This is a genomic window from Streptomyces sp. NPDC051582 (assembly GCF_040681715.1).
Taxonomy (GTDB): Bacteria; Actinomycetota; Actinomycetes; order Streptomycetales; family Streptomycetaceae; genus Streptomyces.
Genome location: NZ_JBFAZJ010000063.1, coordinates 1 through 19079, shown reverse-complemented (window position 1 = coordinate 19079; position 19079 = coordinate 1). Strand labels below are relative to the sequence as shown.

The window sequence follows — 19079 nt, the reverse complement described above, 5'->3', positions numbered from 1 at the left end:
GCGGCCCTGACCCACCCCACATCCCGCAACGCCGGCGCCGCCGTCATCATCAACAGCTCCGGCAACTGCATCGCCGCCATCACCATCGACTACTAGAAGCCGCCCGGCGATCATGTGACTGTCGCCTCGTCGGATCGTTGTTCCCGCCGTGGGGCGGGAACAACGTGGTGATCCGCTTCGACCGGTCAGCCGCACCGCCCGGCTTCCACGCGTGCCATTTCACCCAAGCCGCCGGCTTCGGGAAGCGCACCGTGCCGTTGTGCGTGTACGCGAGCCGTGGGACGCGACGCCGCGTACCCGAGGGCACGAGGCCGATCTGCGGCCGGCCGACGCCTTCACTGCACGGGAGGCCGCCTTTCAGCCAGTTGGTCCTTGTGTGTGCCGCTTCGCGGCAAGGGCGGAGTGCCGGGCCGGTCCCCGGTCGGCATCCCCGCCCGCGGTGTGAGCAGGGGGGGAGCCGACCGTGGACCTCATGGCTGGGTGGGCGTGCCCGGGAGCGTTGGCACCAGTGTCTCGACCGCTGCGTCGAGCGCGGCCCTGCCCGCGGCCCACCGTGTCCGGCGCTCCTTGGAGTCGGCCCGCACCTTCTCCAGATCGGCGCGGAGTCCGGCCACTGCGCGGGCCGTCGAGTCACCGCCGGGTCCGCCGCCGTATGCGCAGGCCCGCGCGACGGCCGCCGGTTGCAGCCAGTCGTCCACCCCGCCGGTCGATTCCGGCGCGCCGTGCTGCGCCGCCAGCCGAGCGATCTCGGGAACGTCACGGGCGGCCTCGGCGAAGGACCGGGACGTGTCCAGCGCGAGCACCACCGTCTTGCCCACCAGATGGTGCGCACTGCGGAACGGCATCCCCGCGAAGACCAGTCGCTCGGCCAGGTAGGTGGCGGGAGTGAAGCCCTCGACGGCGCGCCGCAGCATGCGTTGCGCATCCGGCTCGCCGCCGTGGACAACGAGCCGGAGCAGGGTCACGGCGTCCGTCGCGTTTCCCAGCCCGGGCCACGTATGCCGCAGTGCCTCCGTACCCACGGCGATGGCGTTGGTGTAGGAGGCGGTGGCCATGGAGGAAGCGGCCGCCGTGAACGCTCCGAGGCTCGCGGTCGCCCGGCCCTGGACGTGCTCCAAGAGGAACGGGTTGCGTTTCTGCGGCATCATCGAGCTGGAACCCACCAGGTCGTCCGCGAGGCGCAGCAAGCCGGCCTCTTCGGAGGTCCAGGCCGAGAAGTCCCGGGCGACCCGCGCGACGGTGACGCCCAGCCCCGAGGCCGCGGCCAGCAGCCTGAGCGCGAAGTCCCGGGAGGCAACGGCATCGACCGAGTTGCGGGCCGGTCCCGCGAACCCGAGCAGGACGCTCGTGCGCTCCGGATCGATGGACACGGACGTGCCGCCCACGGCTCCGGCGCCGAGCGGGTTGACGTCGAGCTCCCGCCCGGCATGGAGCAGGTCTTCGAGCGCGCGGAGCACGGAACAGCCCACGCCGGCCAGGTAGTGCCCGTAGGTGATGGGGACCGCGGGCTGCCCGTGCGTGTACGCGGGCATGACGACGCCGCTGTGCTCCTCGGCCTTGTTCAGAAGGGTCTCCGCGAACGTCTCGGTCGCGTCCACCAGGCGCAGGAAGTGCCCACGTCCGCGCAGCCGGGCCGTCGTCGCGTTGAGGTCGTTCCGGGATCGGCCGGTATGCATCACACCGCCGACGCCCTCGCCCAGACGCTCGGTCAGCAGGCCTTCGTAGGCGAGGTAGACCCCACGGGGCATGGGCCTGGCCCGTACCGCGGCGAAGTCGCAGCGGCGCAGCTCGGCGATGGCCTGCAGGAGGGCGGCCGCACGGGCGGGCTCGACGATCCCGCGCTCGGTGAGCATCACCAGGTGGGCGCGGTCGACCTCACTGATGAGGCGGAGCTCCTCGCCGAGCCCGTCGGCCGCGTCGTCGCGGTCGAGGTACTGGTCGTAGACGATCGCGTGGGCCTCGTCGTTCAGCCCGGTGCTCAGCCTTCCGGTGTCCACGCCGGTCCGCGCCTGCGCGGCTGCTGCGTCCGTGGTGCTTTCGGAACTCATCCCCGTGCCCCCAGGGGTGCCGGGCGCAGCGCGCCGGCCAGTTCGCGCAGTGCTTCGTCGGCGGCTGCCCCGGCGAGGGCCGCGTCGGCCCCGGAGGCGATGACGTGTCCGAGCCGGCCCCGGAAGTCGAGGGCGGGCTCGACCGGATCGCCGGGAGCGCGGTAGAGCACGGCGCTCTGCGCGTCGGGTACCGAACGCGCCGCCTCCAGGGCCCGATCGGTGCGGATGCGGTCGGCGATGAAGCCCGGGCGGTCGCTGGTGAGGAAGCGGATCGCGGCCGTCCTGGCCGCGGCCGGCGGGGTCTCGGTCGCGGGAGCGCCGACGGCGGCCCCGATCTGCCAGGCCACCAGATCGATGGCGAGGGCGTGGCGGACCAGTTCGGGGATCATGCCGCCGGCCAGCCGCGGATTGACCTCGACGACGCGGACGTCGTCGCCGTCCATGCGCAGCTCGACGTGGGCCGCTCCCCAGCCGAGTCCCAGCGCCTTCACCGCGCGCACGGCCTGGTCCCGGAGCAGTGCCGCAGCGTCGGCCGGTAGCGGGGCCGGAACGTCGTGGCCCAGCTCGACGAAGTCGGGCAGCGGGCCCAAGTGCTTGGCGACGACGGCCACGGGCGTGTGCCCGAAGACTTCCACGGAGAACTCGGCGCCGCGCAGGTACTCCTCGACGAGGACGTCCCGGGGTACGGCCACGCCGCGCTCGTTCACGGCGGCGGACGTCAGCGCCGCAGCATGGGCCGACACCTCCTCGGCGTCCGCGCACAGCCGCACGCCGAGGCTGCCGGAACCCTGGACGGGCTTGAGCACGACGGGGTACCCGATGCGGTGCGCGGCGGCCCGCGCCTCGTCGGCGCTGCTCACCCGTTCGTGGCGGGGCACGGCCACGTCCGCCTCGTACAGCCGCCGTCGCTGCAGTGCCTTGTCGCGGCATTCCCGTACGGCGCCGGCGCTCGGGCCGCACAGGCCGAGGGCGCGTGCGGTGGCTGCGGCCGTGGCTATGTAGTACTCGGAGCTGGACGTGACGCCGGCTATCGGAGCCTGTTCGCGCAGGCTCCGGGCGGCGGCGAGTACGGCGGCGTCATCGGCGGTGTCGACGACGAGTGTGCGCACGGCGTCCTCGGCCACGTACGGGTAGCGCCCGGGGTCCGTGCAGAACAGGACGGGCCGGAAGCCCAGTGCTCCGGCGTGGCGGGCGAACTGGCGTCCCGTTCCCGTCGTGTTGCTTTCGACGAGTAGCAGCACGGGCTGTGTCACGCGGGGCTCCCTTGGGTCTGGAGGTCGGTGGACGCGCCCGCGACCTCCTCGTACGTGCGGCGGTTCCACAGCAACCGGGACCAGCTCCCGTCGCCCTCTCCCGGCCTCTCCACGAGGCGGGGGCCGCCGGCGGGCCGGGCGGGCAGGGCGTTCTGACTGTGGAGCCAGGCGTCGTTGTAGACGGTCGACTGGTAGCGGTACCCCTCGTCGGGGAGGACCGCCAGGACCGTGGAGGCGGGATTGCGCTCCGCCCACCACGACGCCACGAGGAAGGCGGCGCCGCTGGTCGGGCCCATGAACAGGCCGTGGCGCCGGTAGAGTTCGCGGGTGGCGTGGAAGACCTCGCCGGGTCCTACCCAGTGGACCTCGTCGTACGCGCTGTGCACGACGTTGCCCGGGACGATGCTGCTGCCCAGGCCTCGCAGCAGCCGAGGGCCCTCCGGTGCCTTGAAGATCACGGAGCCGTGCGTGTCGACGCCGATCAGGCGCAGCGCCGGAGTGTCCGCGCGCAGGGTCGAGGCGATGCCGCACGTGGACCCCCCTGAGCCGACGGGCCCGACGAGGGAGTCGACGGCTCCCAGGGTGCGGGAGACGAGCCGGCCCACCGCGGCGTAGGCGGCCGGGTTCTCGGGGTTGGTGTACTGCTGCGGAACGAAGCTCTCCGGCCTGGCCCGGCAGAGTTCCTCCACCCGGGCCAGCCGGGCTCCCTGGATGCCGCCGGGCTGCCCGCGGTCCTCCACGAGTTCGACTTCGGCTCCGAGCATTTCCAGGCGGTTGCGCAGGTCGTCGTCGATGGAGTGGTCGCCGACGATGGTGAGCGGGAACCCCCGCTGCCGGCAGACCAGGGCGAGTCCGAGGGCGAAGGTGCCGGAGGACGTCTCGATGACCGGCGTGCCCGGTGCGAGGTCTCCGGCGGCCATGGCCCGGTCGATGATGTGGCGGGCGGGCAGGAGTTTCATCAGGGTGAACGCGGCGGCGTAGAGGTTGCCACCGATATGGATGATCTTGGGTAGTTCGACCGCCTCGATCACCGAGGGGTAGACGGCTGACTGATGGATTGTCATGTAGTCATTCATCCGTTCGTCGTGAACTTCCATGACTCGACGATGCCGATGTCGCGCAGTAACCCCTCGGCGCGTGTGGCGCGCACGGTGAGCGCGGGGTCGTCGCGGTCGAAGAGCAGTCCGGCGACATCCCCGCTGTGCGAGATCTGGAGGCCCACCGCCCGCGCTTCCTCGGCGATCTTGAGGATGTGGTCCAGCCGGGGCACCGGGAGGTGGCGCTGATTGAGCCGGGTACTGGCGGTGGCCACGCGGCCGAGCAGGGCCACGTCCTTGGCGAGGACGGCCTCGCGCAGCATGGCGCGCAGCTCCGCGAACTCCAGGACGTCGTCATCCGTGTAGCGGGCGGGCGGCAGGGACAGGGTTTCGACCCCGCGGCCCCCCTGGGCCGGCCTGGACCCGAAGCCGAGGACGAACACCGCCGGGAGGGGGTGTCCGAAGTCCTCGATGACCTCGCCCTCCCGCTGGGCGAAGAGCACGGCCGTCGAGTCGAACATCAGAGAGTCGGACGCGATCTCGGCGCGCACCGCGAGTCGTGCCTTCTCCTGCGGGGTCAGGGGCAGCGCGTACCGGTCCTGGACGGCCCCGATCGCCGCGAGGACGTCACTCGTGGACGAGCCGAACCCGCGCCCGAGCGGCACGTCGCTGGATATCTCCAGGTGTCCGCCCGCGGGCAGGCCGTGGGCGGCCAGGGTCAGCGTCGCGGCGGTGCGCGCCTTGGTGCGCCAGCCGGGGGAGACGGTGACCTGTGCCCCGCCGCCCGACGCGAAGCGTGCACGCACGCAGTACATGGGGCAGGGGAGGGTGACGAGGCCGCGCCGCGCCGTGCCCCGGTCGCGGAACAGCCCCTGGAGCACCTCGCCGTGGTGTATCGGGGCCGACGCCTCACCCATCCGCCCTCTGCTCTGATCCACCTGTTCCCCGGCTTCCTCTGCTGCTTCGACGCCTCGTCACATCCATGCTCGGAGCCGCTCCGGACAGGGGCACGCAGCAGGCGGAGCACACAGGGGGAACGAGTGCCGGAACACGGCGATGCCTGCGGCGGGAGTGGCCCTGCATCCTCGGATGCCCCCGTGGCCGATCGCACCGTAACCCCTTGATTTGACCTGCGGCCGAGGTATTTTGCAAGTGATCACGGACACAACCGGAGCGGGAACCGCCCGCAGGCACCTCCGGGGCCCGGGCGTGTTGGAGCTCGCCCGGATCGCGTCAAAGGGCCCGGAAGCGGCCACAGTTGAAGGTCGACACGTGGTCCGCAGACGTGCTGTCTGTATGATCGACGCGATCCCGCCCGGGTGCGGCCGGATCGGTCCCCGAGCGGGGCACGGCTGCGGCGCACGGATGCGCGGCGCCCCCGCCCCTCCCCCCATCACGCACGTCCGCCGGCTGCGGGCCGCGTCGATTCCCGCCGGCAGTGCTCCGTGTCGAACGCGGCTCCCGGTCCGGTCCCGAGGAAGGAACGGAATTGAAGGTCCTGGTCTACGTGACGGACGGAAGCCGTGGTGACGTACAGCCCTACCTGGCCCTGGCGTACGCGCTCAACCGGGAGGGACACACCGCCACGCTCGTCGGACCGCGTCTCTACGGGGACTTCGCCGCGGAATTCGGCGTTCCGTTCGCCCCGCTCAACGACGAACTGGTCCGGCTCCAGTCGAGCCCCGAGGTCCGCGGGCTGTACCTGCACAACGACGACCCGCAGGTGCAGCGCCGACTGCGGGAGTCCACGATCGCCCTCTTCCCGCGGGTCTTCCCGCTGATGATGCGGGAGATGTGGGAAGCGGCCTCCGCCGGGGCCGACCTCATCGTCTATTCGCCGTCCTCCCGGCAGGTGACGCACCAGATAGCCGAGCGTCTCGGCATCCCGCACGTCCTCGCCTCCCTCTACCCCCACCACGTCGTCTCCCGGGAGTACTCGCCGGGACCCGGCCTCCGGCCGACGGCGACGAACCTGGAGGACCACGCCCGCGTCAACAGGCCGCTCGAACCACCGCTGTCGGACTGGGTGGAACAGTGGCGAACGGACGTCCTCGGGCTGGCACCCCGGGACGGCTACACGGATTTCCGGACCGGCGTCCACGGCAATCCGACACCCGTGCTCCACGGCTTCAGCCCGCACGTGCTGAAGCCCGCCGCCGACTGGCCCGAGTGGGTGCACACCACCGGCTTCTGGACGCTGCCGCACCGAAGGGACCGGCAACCGCCAGCCGAGCTGCTGCGCTTCCTGGAGCAGGGCCCGAAGCCCATCTCGGTGGGCTTCGGCAGCATGTTCGGCGGCGACCCCGAGGCTACCGGCCGACTGGTCGTCGAGGCGGTGAGCGCCGCGGGACAGCGGGCGGTCGTCGTGGAGGGCTGGGGCGGAATCCGGGTGGTCGACCCGCCCGAGAACGTCATGGTGGTACGGGACGTCCCCTACGACTGGCTCTTCCCCCGGGTCCGCGCCGCCGTGCACGCCGGGGGCACCGGAACCTACAACGCCGCCCTGGTGGCGGGCATCCCGCAGATGGCCTGCCCGTTCCACAACGAACAGCAGATGTGGGCGGACCACGTCCACGGCCTTGGCGTGTCGGTGCCGCCCGTGAAGTTCCGGGAGCTGACGGCCGAGGCGCTCCGCTCGGGCATCGTCGCGGCGACGACCGACCCCGGCATCGCACGCAACGCCCGGAGCCTCGCCGAGAAGCTGAGGCCGGAAACCCCCCTCGAAGACGCCGTGCGCGTGCTGGAGCACGTGTGGAAGGCGGCCGCCGGGAGGGGGGCCTGACCGGCCCCGCAACGCCCTGGGACCCGTTGGCCGGCGGCCTGGGCGCGCCCGCGCGAACGCCGGCCGGCGGGCCTCTCGGTCACGTGCCCACCACGTCGCGTGACCGGGCGTTCACGGGCCGATTTTCATTGCCCTGGGACCCCAACTCCACTATGATCTTGGCCTGTTCACAGCTGCAACATCACATGTGCTGACTCACACGGGGGTGAATGGCATGGTTCGTCGCTGTGTGGGTGTCGGCGTGCCGCGGTTCGCGGCATTAGGTGCGGATTCTTTCGGAGGTACGGCAGGCGTTCCCGGCCACATGAGCCCGCCGGACGGGTGCGGAGGCAGGTATGCCCTCTGACCGCCCCGCCTCCGGAGCGGCATGGATCCGGCACCACCGGCGATGTCGTGACGCTCGGATACGCCTCCTCTGCCTGCCCCATGCCGGCGGAACCGCCTCCTTCCACCACTCCTGGGCCTCGTGGCTTCCCGACGGAACCGATCTGCTGTCCGTCCAGTACCCGGGCCGTCAGGACCGGATATCCGAGCCGTGCGCTTCCACGATGGACGACCTGGCGCCCCAGGTGGTCCAGGCCCTGCAACCGCACCTCGAAGACGATTCCCCCCTTGTCCTGTTCGGGCACAGCATGGGCGCCTGGGTCGCCTTCGAAGTGGCACGACTTCTTGAAATGTCCTTCGGCCGCCGCCCGGCCGGACTCATGGTGTCCGCCCAGATTCCGCCCCACCTGCCTCCGGAACGCGAATGGCCCGGAGAGACCGACGAGGAGCTGATCGCCGAACTGCGCAGGACCGGGGGCGCGTACAGTGATCCGATGCTCCAGCCCGGCCTCCGCGAGCTCGTGCTGCCCGCAGTGCGCGCGGATTTCCGTCTCATACGGGAATACTCGCCGCAACCTCTTCGCAGGATCTCCACACCCATAACTGCCTTTGCAGGTGTTGACGACGCGGGAGTGCCCTGGAATAGGGTGGCCGAGTGGCAGGACGTCACGACGGGGCCCTTCGCCAGTCACACGTTCCCGGGCGGTCATTTCTACCTGCTGGAACATGAACAGGAATTCACACGCCAGGTGAACCGCGCCATCAACCGGATGGCAGGCGACGGCGCGATGTACTAACGCACCGGTCAGCAGGCCGGCAGCCGGGCAACCGGGCCGCCGGCGACCGGGACACAGGGGGAATCTTGAACGCGTTGGACCCCATCGCAAGTGATGGGCTGCTCTACCTGTCGGCCGCCGACGTGGAACGCGCCGTCGGCCGCGATCGCTCCCTTTTCGTCGCGGCGGTGGAGGCCGCGCTGCGCGCCCAGGCCGCCGGCGACGTGGTGCAGCCGCTGAAGCCCTACCTGCGACGGCCCGAACGCCCGCACCCGACCGACCGCATCATCGCCATGCCCGCCTACGTCGGCGGCGAGGTCCGCCTCTCCGGCATCAAATGGATCGGCAGCGCCCACGACAACCAGGAAGTCCGGGGCTTACCGAGGGCCTCCGCGGTGATCGTCCTCAACGACGCGGACAGCGCCTACCCCGTCGCGATCATGGACGGCTCCGTCGTGAGCGCATGGCGGACCGCCGCGGTCTCCGCCGTGGCCTGCCGCCACCTGGCACCCGAAGGCAGGCGCCTCGCCATCCTGGGAACGGGTCTCCTCGCCAGAACGCACTTGTCCCTCCTGTGCGAAACGTGGGACAAGCCCGAGATGGTGGACGTGCACGACGTCTCCCTCGGGCGAGCGGAGTCCTTCGCGCGCTGGGCCCGGGAGGAGTACGGGCTGAACGTCACCGTCCACGACGACGCCGCCGGATGCCTGCGCGGCGCGGACGTCATCCTCGTGGTCACCACCGCCCCCGGGCCGTGGATCCCCGCCGACTGGGTGCCGCGCGGCTCCCTGTTCCTGAACGTCTCGCTCGCCGACCCCATGCCGGACGTCGTCCTCGCCAGCGACAAGGTCGTCGTCGACTGCTACGAGCAGGTCATGCGGCCCGGGAAACTCCTCCACACCATGGCGCAGCAGGGCACCTTCGGCCCCGAGCGCTGCCATGCGGACCTCTCGCAGCTGGTAACCGGCGCACGCCCGGGCCGCGAGACGCCCGAGGAGACCATCTTCTTCAACCCCATCGGACAGGCCGTCGCAGACATCGCCTGCTCGGCCGCCGTCTACGGACGAGCCGTCGAGAACGGCGTGGGCACCCGACTGGAAAGGTAGCCCCTTTCAGTGAAAGAAAGTGCAATCGTGTCCGAAGCGAACGGTGCGGAACCCCCGCAACGGGCTTTCCTCGAATCACTCGGCGTCGTCCGCCGGCCGCCCCGGACCTACCCCTTCGACCCCGGCTACGACGTCGCGACCGTGGTCTCCCACATCGCCCAGAGCCACTCCCTGATGGCGGGGCTCAAACTCTCCATGGCGACGTGGCTGCTCATCGAGGACAGCAGCCTGCAGCAGAAGATCCGGGCCGCCCGGGACCACGGACTGGCGGTGACGGTCGGCGGAGGCATGTTCGAGATAGCCGCCGACCTCGGCCGACTGGAGGAGTACCTCGACCTGTGCCGGTGGCTCAACGTCACGGGGATCGAGGCGGGTCAGGGATTCACCCGGTCCGATCCCCATCCCGGACGCGTACTGGAGGCCGCGACCGCCCGCGGCCTCACGGTCACCTACGAGATAGGCGGGAAGCACGACGGGGCGTTCGACGAGGAGACGACGAAGCGACTCGTCGCGGAGGGCGCCCAGTGGCTGAACGAAGGCGCCACCCACCTCGTCGTCGAAGGCCGTGAGAACGCGGCGGACGTGGGGCTCTTCGACTCCCGGGGAAGGCTGAGCCGCGGACTCGCCGACACGCTCGCCGATGAATTCGGACTGGACCGCCTCATATTCGAGGCGCCCACCAAACCGAGCCAATTCGCACTGCTCGACCATTTCGGCGCCGACGTTGCGCTGGGAAATGTTCGTCTGGAAGAGCTCCTCAGAGTGGAAACATACCGCTACGGTCTGCACAGCGATGCGTACGAGCGCTCGTTCCACGCCAAGTGATACAGGCGACACCGGAATGCATCGCCGGACCGTGAGGACCGGCCCGAACGAAGATCAATTCTCTGTATCATCATGGACTGAGGGAAAGGGGCGACGGTGTTTCCTGCCGAGCGCGAGGCAAAAGTACGCGAAATAATCTGTGAAGTGCTCGAACTGGAGGACGAAGAGCTGACCCCCACCGGACGGTTCCGGGAGGAGTACGGTGCGGATTCCATGAACGCCGTGGAAATCCAAAGCCAAATCGAGGTGGCGCTCGACATCGAAATCGCGCGGGAAGACCTGAAGCGGATGGTCGACCTGGAGACGGTGCTGGAGATCCTGCAAACGGCCAAGGCAAGGTAGATGACAAGCACGGGGGACGGAACGGACGGCCGGCGCCGGCGAGTGGTCATCACCGGCATGGGCGTTCTTTCGAGCATCGGCAACGGCGTCGGCCCGTTCACCGACGCGCTGCGGGCCGGACGCGCGGGCACCGACGACATCACCCGCTTCGACACCCGGGAGTTCCCGCACCGGCGCGGACACCAGGTGGCGGACTTCAAACCCGGGGACTGGGTTCACAACCTCCCCCTGGAGGAAGTGGGACCCGCGGCGGCATTCGCCATCGCGGCAACCCGCATGGCCCTGACGGACGCCGGACTGGACGCAACGGAGTTGCACAAGCGACGACGCGGATTCATCGCCGTCGGCACCACGGACGGGGGCGTACCGGACCTGGACGGCATCGTCGAGGCCGTCCTCCCCGGAGGCCTCGAAGACATGCCGGCCACCTTGGCCCGCCGCGTTCCCGCATCACAGCTGTCGGTGCACCTCGCCCGCGAGCTCGGCCTGCGCAACGTCGAAGCCATCTCGATCGCCACCGCCTGCGCCGCGGGGAACTACGCCATCGGCGCCGGACTCGACGCCGTACGGTCCGGCGAGGCCGACTACGCCCTCGTGGGCGGAGCGGACGTGCTGTGCCGCAAGACGCTCGCCGGTTTCACCCGGCTCGGCCTCGTCGCCGAAGACGAGTGCCGCCCCTTCGACACCGAACGCGACGGCCTCCTGCTCGGCGAGGGAGCCGGCATGCTCCTGCTGGAGGACGCCGACACGGCGCGCGCCCGGGGCACCCGCGTGTACGCGGAAGTCATGGGCTACGGACTGAACTGCGACGCCTACCACCCGGTCGCCCCCGAACGGGAGAGCGTGGGCCGGTGCATGCGACTGGCCCTGGACGACGCCGGAATCACCCCCGAAGACGTCGACCTCGTCTGCGCGCACGGCACGGGCACCAAGACGAACGACATCACCGAAGTGCAGGCCATGCACGACGTTTTCGGCGCGCGCCCGCCCCGCGCCACCGCCGTCAAGTCCATGATCGGCCACACCATGGGCGCCGCCAGCGCCCTCGGCGCAGTGGCAGGTGCCCTCGCCATCCACCACGGCTTCGTGCCCCCCACGGCCAACCACCGGCAGACCGACCCGGAATGCCCCGTCGACTGCACACCCAACCGGTCCGTCGAAGCAGAGGTGCGGATCGTCCAGAACACCGCCCTGGCCTTCGGCGGCAACAACGCCGTCCTCGTCCTCGGCAGCCCCGACGGCCGGCCGAGCCGACCGGCCGGGCACGACCCCCTACAGGATCGGAAGCCGCAAGAGGAGCAGCCGTGCTGAGCACCGGGCCCGGCCGGCCGAAACGTCCCGTGATCACCGCCTGGTCGGCCGTGTCGCCGTTCGGGGTGGGACGCGAGCCCTTCGAACGGGGACTGTCGGCCGGCCGCACCACCGCACGGCGCCCCGACACCGACGCATGGGGGGTCGTCGCCGACCCACTGGCCCACCTCGTACCGGATTTCGAGGTCCGGGAGGTACTGGGGAAGGCCGGGACGAGGGGTCTCGACCGCGCCACCGGCCTGGCCATCACCGCGGTGCGCGAGCTGCTGCGGCACGCGCCCGACATCGTCGACGACAACGGTCTCACCACCGGGATCGTGCTGGGTACGACAGCCGGCAGCGCACAGGGATACGCAGATGTCACGCGTGCCTCCTTCGAAGGCCGGCGCCCCCAGGACGTACCGCCCGTGGCCATCCCGAACATGGCCATGAACAGGGCCACTTCGGCCAGCGCCATCTTCCACGGCCTCCGCGGCCCGAACAGCACCCTCGCGGCCGGACGGGTATCGGGCCTCATGGCCCTCGAACACGGCCGACGACTGCTCGCGCAGCACCGCGCCGACCGGGTCGTCATCGGCGCCACCGAGGAGTACTCGCAGGCCCGCTCCTGGCTGGAGCACCACCGGCGGCCCGCCGGTGACGCGGACGCGGCACCGGGCGAGGGATCCGCCGTCCTCCTGCTGGAGCAGCCCGACCGCATCGGCGCCGGGCGCACCGTCCTGGCCGAGGTCCTGGCGGTCACCTCGTGCATCGACGTGGACGGCGATCCCGCAGCCGCCCTGCGCTCCTGCCTGTCCACCGCGCTCGACGCCGCCGGAGCGACTGCCGCAGACGTCTGGGCCGCCATGCCGAGCAGCTGCGGCGTGACACCGGAGCCGGAGGAAACCCGGCTCCTCAAGGACACGTTCGGCACGGCGGCGGTCTCCCGGCCCGCGATCGGATCGCTGATCGGAGACACCTCCGCCGCCACGTCCGTCTTCCAGATCGCAGCGCTGCTGAGCACCGCACAGCACGCCGCCGCCGACCGCGGCCACGACGGCGACCGCCTGGCGGTGGTGAGCGCCGTCGACCCCGACGGAGCCGTGGCCTGCGCGATCCTGCGCCTGCCGCCGTCCGGCCGCTGAACAACCCGGTGCACACAACCGCACCGGGCACTGAGGAATCCGTTCTGCAAGGAAGGAAGAACCCATGGCCAACCCGTTCGAGGACCCCGAGGGCGTCTACACCGTTCTGGTCAACGACGAAGGACAGCACTCCCTCTGGCCCGCATTCGCCGTGGTGCCCGCAGGGTGGACCGTCGCCCACGACAAGGACACCCGACAGGCCTGCCTCGACTACATCAACGAGACCTGGGTGGACATGCGCCCGAAGAGCCTGGTGGACGCCATGGGCGACACGAGCTCCTGAAGACGCCCACCGATCTGACGCAATGAACGGAAGGCCCAGCCGGGTGAGTACCGACCGAGAGCACGTCATCGCGACCGCGACCGACCCGGTGGTCCGCGAATTCCTGCGCATGGCGGACGACAGCATCGTCGCCGTACTGCCGTACGCGCTGTCCGTCGCCGCGCACCTGGGCGTCGCGGACGAGTTCACCGACGCCGAACGGAAAGTGGAAGAGCTGGCCGGGGCCCTCGGCCTGTCGTCCGGGGCCCTGGAACGGCTCCTGCGGACCCTTGCCAGCTGCGGGTTCTTCACCGACCACGGTGAAGGTCGCTTCTCCCTCACCCGGCTGGGCCAACTGCTCCAGACCGACTCGCCCGTCTCGATGAGGGCGACCCTCACCAACGTCGACTCCTACCGCGCCTGGCTCGGTGCCGTCGACACGATCGCCACCGGCCGGCCGGCCTTCGACAGCGAGTTCGGCGCCGGATTCTTCACCCACAAGGACAGCGACGGCCAGGTCGGCGCCACCTTCGACGAACGCATGCGGGAGCGGGCGGGCCGTCTCTACTCGGGCCTCACCACCCTCCCCGTATGGAACGACACCCGCTGCCTCCTCGACATCGGCGGTGGCAAGGGCGCCGTACTCGCCTCCATCCTGACCGCCAACCCGCACGTCAGCGGAGTCCTCTTCGACCGGCGCAGCGTCGTCGAACGCGCCGAGGAATCCGGCGAACTCACTCCCCTGCGAGACCGCTGCCGCACCGCATCGGGCGACTTCTTCCAGGAGATCCCCGCCGGGGCCGACACCCACCTGATGTGCAGCGTCCTCCACGACTGGGAAGACGACGAGGCCGTCACCATCCTGCGCCGCAGCCGAGAGGCACTCCCCGCGGACGGCCGCCTGCTCATCTGCGAAATGCTCCTTCCCGAATCGGGCGAAGCCCACCCTGCCCTGTGGAGCGACCTGGGAATGATGGTCGTCCTCGGCGGCCGCGAGCGCACCCTGGACCAGTACCGGTCCCTGCTCCGGCGGGCGGGCATGCACCTCTCGAACGTGACCCGGCTCCCGGAATCGTTCTTCAGCGTCCTCGAAGCGAGACGAGACGCCTGCTGATCGGCGCTCCGCCGAGAGCGAGACACGGGCCCGACGGCGCCCGCCCCGGCACACCCGCACACCGGCCCACCGGTGCGCCGTCGTGCTGCCCGTACCAGTTGTTGGCTTCAAGCGTGAGGTGATGAGGGTGTCCGAGGAGCAGAGCGAGCACACGGAACTGTCCACTGCTCAGACGGGAATCTGGTTCGGCCACCAGCTGGACCCCTCGGGCCACGCCTACAACATCGCCGAGTACGTCGACTTCCGCGGCGACATCGAGGTCGCCCTGTTCCAAGAGGCCTGCCGGCAGGCGTTCCGCGAGTCCGAAGCGCTGCACCAGCGGTTCAGCGAAGGACCCGAAGGGGTGCGGCAGACCCTCGACCCCTCACTCGTCCCGGACGTCGGCCACATCGACGTCTCCGACCGGCCCGACCCGGAGGCCGCGGCGCGCGAGTGGATGCACGCCGACCTCCACCGGCCCGTGGACGTCCTCACCGACCGGCTCTGGTCGTTCGCCCTCTTCCGGATCTCGGACCGGCGCTACTTCTGGTACGCGAGGTTCCACCACCTCCTCATGGACGGCTACGGCGGCTTCCTGTTCCAGCAGCGCCTGGGCGACATCTACATGTCGCTCCGGTCTCCGGACACCAACGCGCCGGAAGCGGTCGCCCCGCGGGGGCTCGGCCCGCTCCGCGCGGAGGACCGCGCCTACCTCGCCTCGCCGAAGTTCACCGCCGACCGCGCCTACTGGCTGGACAAATTCGCCGACCGCCCGCACCCGACGACCCTCGCGTCCCGGGAGCCCGGCGTCAACGGACGCGTCACCCGGGTGACCACGGAACTGGACAAGACCGCGAGCGACACGCTCGGCGACCTCGCCCACCAGCACAGGACGACACGCGCCGTCGTCTTCATCGCGGCCGTCTTCGTCTACCTCAGCCGCATGACCGGCGAACAGGACATCCTGGTCGGCCTCCCCGTCACCGGCCGCAAATCGGTGCACGCGAGGCACACCGTCACCACACTTTCCGACGTGCTGCCGCTGCGCCTGGCGGTCTCTGGCGAGGAGTCCTTCGGCGACTTCCTCGGCCGGGCCACCGCCGAGGTCAACCAGGCACTGCGCCACCAGCGCTTCCGCTCGGAAGACCTGATCCGCGAGATCCGCGGAGGCAACCGGGCCCAGCGCATCTGGAACGTCGTCGCCAACATCATCTCGTTCAACGACGGCATATCCCTGGGCGACCTCCACGGCACCCCCCACAACATGTCGAGCGGACCCGTACCCGACCTCTCCATCGTCGTCCGCGACCCCGACGACGGCCGCGGTCCCACCATCGACTTCGACGGCAACTCCGAGCTCTACGACCGCCGGGAAGTCTCCTCCCACCAGACCCGGTACCTGAACCTGCTGGAGCAGCTGGTCGCGGATCCGCACGCCCCCCTGCGCCAAGCCGACATGGTCGCACCGGACGAGCGCGAACGGATCCTGCACACCTGGAACGACACGGACGTCGACTACCCCCGGGACATCGCCGTCCACGAACTCTTCGAAACCCGGGCGGCACGCACTCCCGACGCCCACGCCGTCACCGACGGCGCAACCATCCTCACCTATGCCGAACTCGACGCCGGAGCCGACCGCCTGGCCCGCCGGCTACGACGCGCCGGCGTCACCACCGAGTCCAGGGTCGCCGTCCTCCAGGAACGCTCCATCGGCGTCGTCGTCTCGTCCCTCGCCGTCCTCAAGGCGGGCGGCGTGTACGTACCCATCGACCCGAACCAGCCGGCCGGCAGGTCCGAATTCATCCTTCAGGACACCGCGGCCATGGCGCTGCTGACCGATCGGGACCGGCACGACATCGGCTTCACCGTGGACGTCCCGGTCATCCGGGTCTCCTCCCTGGGTGAGGCCGACACGGAGGAGACGACGGAGGAGGGGAGGGAACCGATCGCGGAAGCGACCGCGGAACCGACCGCGGAACCGACCGCGGGGACGACTGTCCACTCCGAGCAGCTCGTGTACGTCATGTACACCTCCGGCTCCACCGGAAAGCCCAAGGGCGTCGCCAACACGCACCGCAACGTCGTCCACCTGGCGGCCGACTCGTACTGGACCTCCGGCCGGCACGAACGCGTACTCATGCACTCCCCGTACGCCTTCGACGCGTCCACCTTCGAAATCTGGACACCGCTCCTGACCGGCGGCACCGTCGTCGTCGCCCCGGCAGGCCTGATGGACGCCGCCGACCTCGCCAAAGTGATCACCGAGCAGAACGTGACCGGTCTGTTCGTCAGCGCCGGCCTCTTCCGCGTCCTCGCGGAAGAGCACCCCGCCTGCTTCAAGGGCGTCCGCGAGATCTGGGCGGGCGGCGACGTCGTCTCACCCACCGCCGTCCGCCGCGTCCTCGAAGCCTGCCCCGGCACGGTCGTCGCCAACGAGTACGGCCCCACCGAAACCACCGTCTTCTCCGCGGTCAACCCGCTGCGCGAACCCGGCCGGGTACCGGACAACTCCGTCCCCATCGGCCGGCCGCTCTGGAACACCCAGCTGTACGTACTGGACGAGGCGCTGCGTCCCGTCGCCCCGGGAGTCAGCGGCGAGCTGTACATCGCCGGCGACGGCCTGGCACGCGGCTACCTCAACCGCGCCGAACTGACCGCAGGCCGTTTCGTCGCCAACCCCTTCGGCGCGCCGGGCGGCAGGATGTACCGCACCGGGGACGTGGTGCGCTGGCTGGCCGACGGCACCATGGACTTCATGGGCCGCGTCGACGACCAGGTCAAGGTGCGCGGCTTCCGCATCGAGCCCGGCGAGATCGAAGCCGTCTTGGCCGGGCACGCGCAGGTCGGCCAGGCTGCGGTGATCCTCCGGGAGGACACCCCCGGCGACAAGCGGCTCACGGCCTACGTGGTACCCCCCGCAGGCACCTTCCCCTCCGACGTGAACACGGCGGCACTGCGTGCGTACGTCGCCGAACGGCTCCCGGACTACATGGTTCCGTCGGCGCTCGTCGCGTTGGAGGCCCTCCCGCTGACCCTGAACGGCAAGCTGGACCGGCGTGCTCTGCCCACTCCGGAGTACGCGGCGGTGGGAGCGGGCCGCGAACCGCGATCGCCCCAGGAAACCGTCCTGTGCGGTCTGTTCGCCGAGGTCCTGGGCGTGGAGTCGGTGTCGATCGACGACGGCTTCTTCGAGCTGGGTGGGCATTCGCTGCTGGCGACGCGCCTGGTGAGCCGCATCCGGACCGCGCTCGGGGTGGAGGTGAGCATCAGGTCGCTGTTCGAGGCTCCGTCCGTGGCCGGGCTGGTGGGTCGGCTCGATGAGGGTGTTCGGGTTCGTGAGGCGTTGGGGCGGCGGGTGCGGCCGGAGGTGCTTCCGGTGTCGTTCGCGCAGCGTCGTCTGTGGTTCCTGGGCCAGCTGGAGGGTGTGTCGGCGACGTACAACATCCCGCTGGTGCTGCGTTTGACGGGCGCGCTGGATGTGGCGGCGCTGCGGGCCGCGTTGGCGGATGTTGCCGGTCGGCACGAGAGTCTGCGGACGGTGTTCCCGCAGGACGCCGACGGCCGCCCGTGCCAGCTCGTACTGGACGCGGCCGCGGGCGTCCCCGAGTTCCGCGTGGAGCCGGTTGCCCCCGATCGTGTCGCCGGCGCGGTGATCGAGGCGGCTTCGGCCGGCTTCGATCTGGAGCGGGATCTGCCGTGGCGGGTGCGGCTGCTGGAGGTCGCGGATGCTCCGGGTGAGTGGGTTCTGGTGATGGTGGTCCATCACATCGCGGCGGACGGCTGGTCGATGGCGCCGCTGGCGAGGGATCTGTCGCAGGCGTATGCGGGCCGTTGTCAGGGGCAGGCGCCGGAGTGGCAGCCTCTTGCGGTGCAGTACGCGGATTACACGCTGTGGCAGCGGGAGGTCCTCGGTGACGAGGCCGACCCGGACAGCGTGATCGCGGCCCAGGTGGCCTATTGGGAGCGGGCTCTGGCCGGTCTCCCGGAGCAGTTGGAGCTGCCGGTCGACTTCCCGCGTCCTGCTGTTGCTTCGCATGAGGGCGCCGCGGTCGCATTCCGTGTTCCGGCGGAGGTGCACGCGGGTCTGGTGGAGCTGTCCCGTTCGTGCGGGGCGAGCGTGTTCATGACGGTGCAGGCCGCGCTGGCCGTTCTGCTGTCGAGGACGGGGGCGGGCGAGGACATTCCGATCGGCACGCCGATCGCGGGCCGTACCGATGACGCGCTCGACGACATGGTCGGGTTCTTCGTGAACACGCTGGTCCTGCGGACGGACCTGTCGGGCGATCCGACGTTCAGGGAGGTCGTGGAGCGGGTCCGGGAGGCTGACCTGGCTGCGTTCACGCATGAGGACGTGCCGTTCGAGCGGCTGGTGGAGATCCTCAACCCCGCCCGCTCGATGGCACGCCACCCGCTCTTCCAAGTCATGCTGGCCTTCCAGAACAACGTCCGAGCCGAGCTCGACTTCCCGGGCGTACGGGCTGACCTGGAACCCGTCCAAGGGGCTGTAGCGAAGTTCGACTTGTCGTTCAGCCTGGGGGAGACCCACGGTGACGACGGGAAGCCCGCAGGCCTTGAGGGACAGCTGGACTACCGGACGGATCTGTTCACGGAGACCACGGTCCGGGGCCTTGCAGATCGCATGCTGCGTGTGCTGAACGCCGTCGTTGCGGAACCGGATCAGTTGGTCCGGGAGATCGACGTCCTCGGTGTCGAGGAGCGTCGGCGGATGTTGGTCGAGTGGAACGACACGGTTCGTGAGGTTCCGGATGTGGTGTTGCCGGAGTTGTTCGAGG

14 protein-coding genes are annotated in these 19079 nt (G+C 70.4%); 10 read left to right on the top strand and 4 right to left on the bottom strand.

Annotated elements, in window-relative coordinates; translation table 11 throughout:
* Positions 1 to 470: 470 nt before the first annotated feature.
* The 4 genes from AB0M92_RS38220 to AB0M92_RS38205 are packed head-to-tail and all read right to left on the bottom strand — an operon-like array spanning position 471 to position 5255.
* Positions 471 to 2048: an argininosuccinate lyase gene (locus AB0M92_RS38220; protein WP_366106994.1), complete on the bottom strand. Its 1578-nt coding sequence runs from the start codon at positions 2046 to 2048 to the stop codon at positions 471 to 473.
* Positions 2045 to 3301, bottom strand: coding sequence for an ATP-grasp domain-containing protein (locus AB0M92_RS38215; protein ID WP_366106992.1), 1257 nt, complete (start codon positions 3299 to 3301; stop codon positions 2045 to 2047). Before AB0M92_RS38215 ends, AB0M92_RS38220 begins: the two co-directional genes overlap by 4 nt.
* On the bottom strand, positions 3298 to 4365 hold the full coding sequence (locus AB0M92_RS38210) for a pyridoxal-phosphate dependent enzyme (RefSeq protein WP_366106991.1): 1068 nt from the start codon (positions 4363 to 4365) through the stop codon (positions 3298 to 3300). Before AB0M92_RS38210 ends, AB0M92_RS38215 begins: the two co-directional genes overlap by 4 nt.
* 8 nt (positions 4366 to 4373) lie before the next feature.
* Positions 4374 to 5255: a kinase gene (locus AB0M92_RS38205; RefSeq protein ID WP_366106990.1), complete on the bottom strand. Its 882-nt coding sequence runs from the start codon at positions 5253 to 5255 to the stop codon at positions 4374 to 4376.
* 572 nt (positions 5256 to 5827) lie between these two features.
* Here AB0M92_RS38205 and AB0M92_RS38200 point away from each other — a divergent pair.
* The 10 genes from AB0M92_RS38200 to AB0M92_RS38155 form a co-directional block, all read left to right on the top strand.
* Positions 5828 to 7120: a glycosyltransferase gene (locus tag AB0M92_RS38200; protein ID WP_366106989.1), complete on the top strand. Its 1293-nt coding sequence runs from the start codon at positions 5828 to 5830 to the stop codon at positions 7118 to 7120.
* Between the two features lie 335 nt (positions 7121 to 7455).
* The gene (locus AB0M92_RS38195) at positions 7456 to 8241 is read left to right on the top strand and encodes an alpha/beta fold hydrolase (RefSeq protein WP_366106988.1); all 786 of its coding nucleotides are present in this window, start codon (positions 7456 to 7458) and stop codon (positions 8239 to 8241) included.
* A gap of 74 nt (positions 8242 to 8315) precedes the next feature.
* Positions 8316 to 9326 carry a 2,3-diaminopropionate biosynthesis protein SbnB gene (locus AB0M92_RS38190; protein WP_366106987.1) on the top strand — a complete coding sequence of 337 codons (1011 nt, stop codon included), beginning with the start codon at positions 8316 to 8318 and terminating at the stop codon, positions 9324 to 9326.
* A gap of 27 nt (positions 9327 to 9353) precedes the next feature.
* Positions 9354 to 10151, top strand: a complete 798-nt coding sequence (locus tag AB0M92_RS38185; protein ID WP_366106986.1) for a phosphosulfolactate synthase — start codon at positions 9354 to 9356, stop codon at positions 10149 to 10151.
* 96 nt (positions 10152 to 10247) lie between these two features.
* Positions 10248 to 10493 (top strand): acyl carrier protein, encoded by a 246-nt coding sequence (locus AB0M92_RS38180; protein WP_366106985.1) that lies wholly within the window; start codon positions 10248 to 10250, stop codon positions 10491 to 10493.
* Positions 10494 to 11804 (top strand): beta-ketoacyl-[acyl-carrier-protein] synthase family protein, encoded by a 1311-nt coding sequence (locus AB0M92_RS38175; protein ID WP_366106984.1) that lies wholly within the window; start codon positions 10494 to 10496, stop codon positions 11802 to 11804.
* Positions 11798 to 12928: a beta-ketoacyl synthase N-terminal-like domain-containing protein gene (locus AB0M92_RS38170; RefSeq protein ID WP_366106983.1), complete on the top strand. Its 1131-nt coding sequence runs from the start codon at positions 11798 to 11800 to the stop codon at positions 12926 to 12928. Before AB0M92_RS38175 ends, AB0M92_RS38170 begins: the two co-directional genes overlap by 7 nt.
* 64 nt (positions 12929 to 12992) lie before the next feature.
* Positions 12993 to 13211 (top strand): MbtH family protein, encoded by a 219-nt coding sequence (locus AB0M92_RS38165; RefSeq protein ID WP_366106982.1) that lies wholly within the window; start codon positions 12993 to 12995, stop codon positions 13209 to 13211.
* Between the two features lie 43 nt (positions 13212 to 13254).
* Positions 13255 to 14304, top strand: a complete 1050-nt coding sequence (locus tag AB0M92_RS38160; RefSeq protein WP_366106981.1) for a methyltransferase — start codon at positions 13255 to 13257, stop codon at positions 14302 to 14304.
* A gap of 127 nt (positions 14305 to 14431) precedes the next feature.
* Positions 14432 to 19079 (top strand): amino acid adenylation domain-containing protein (locus AB0M92_RS38155; protein WP_366106980.1); only part of this gene is annotated, 4648 nt, incomplete at its 3' end.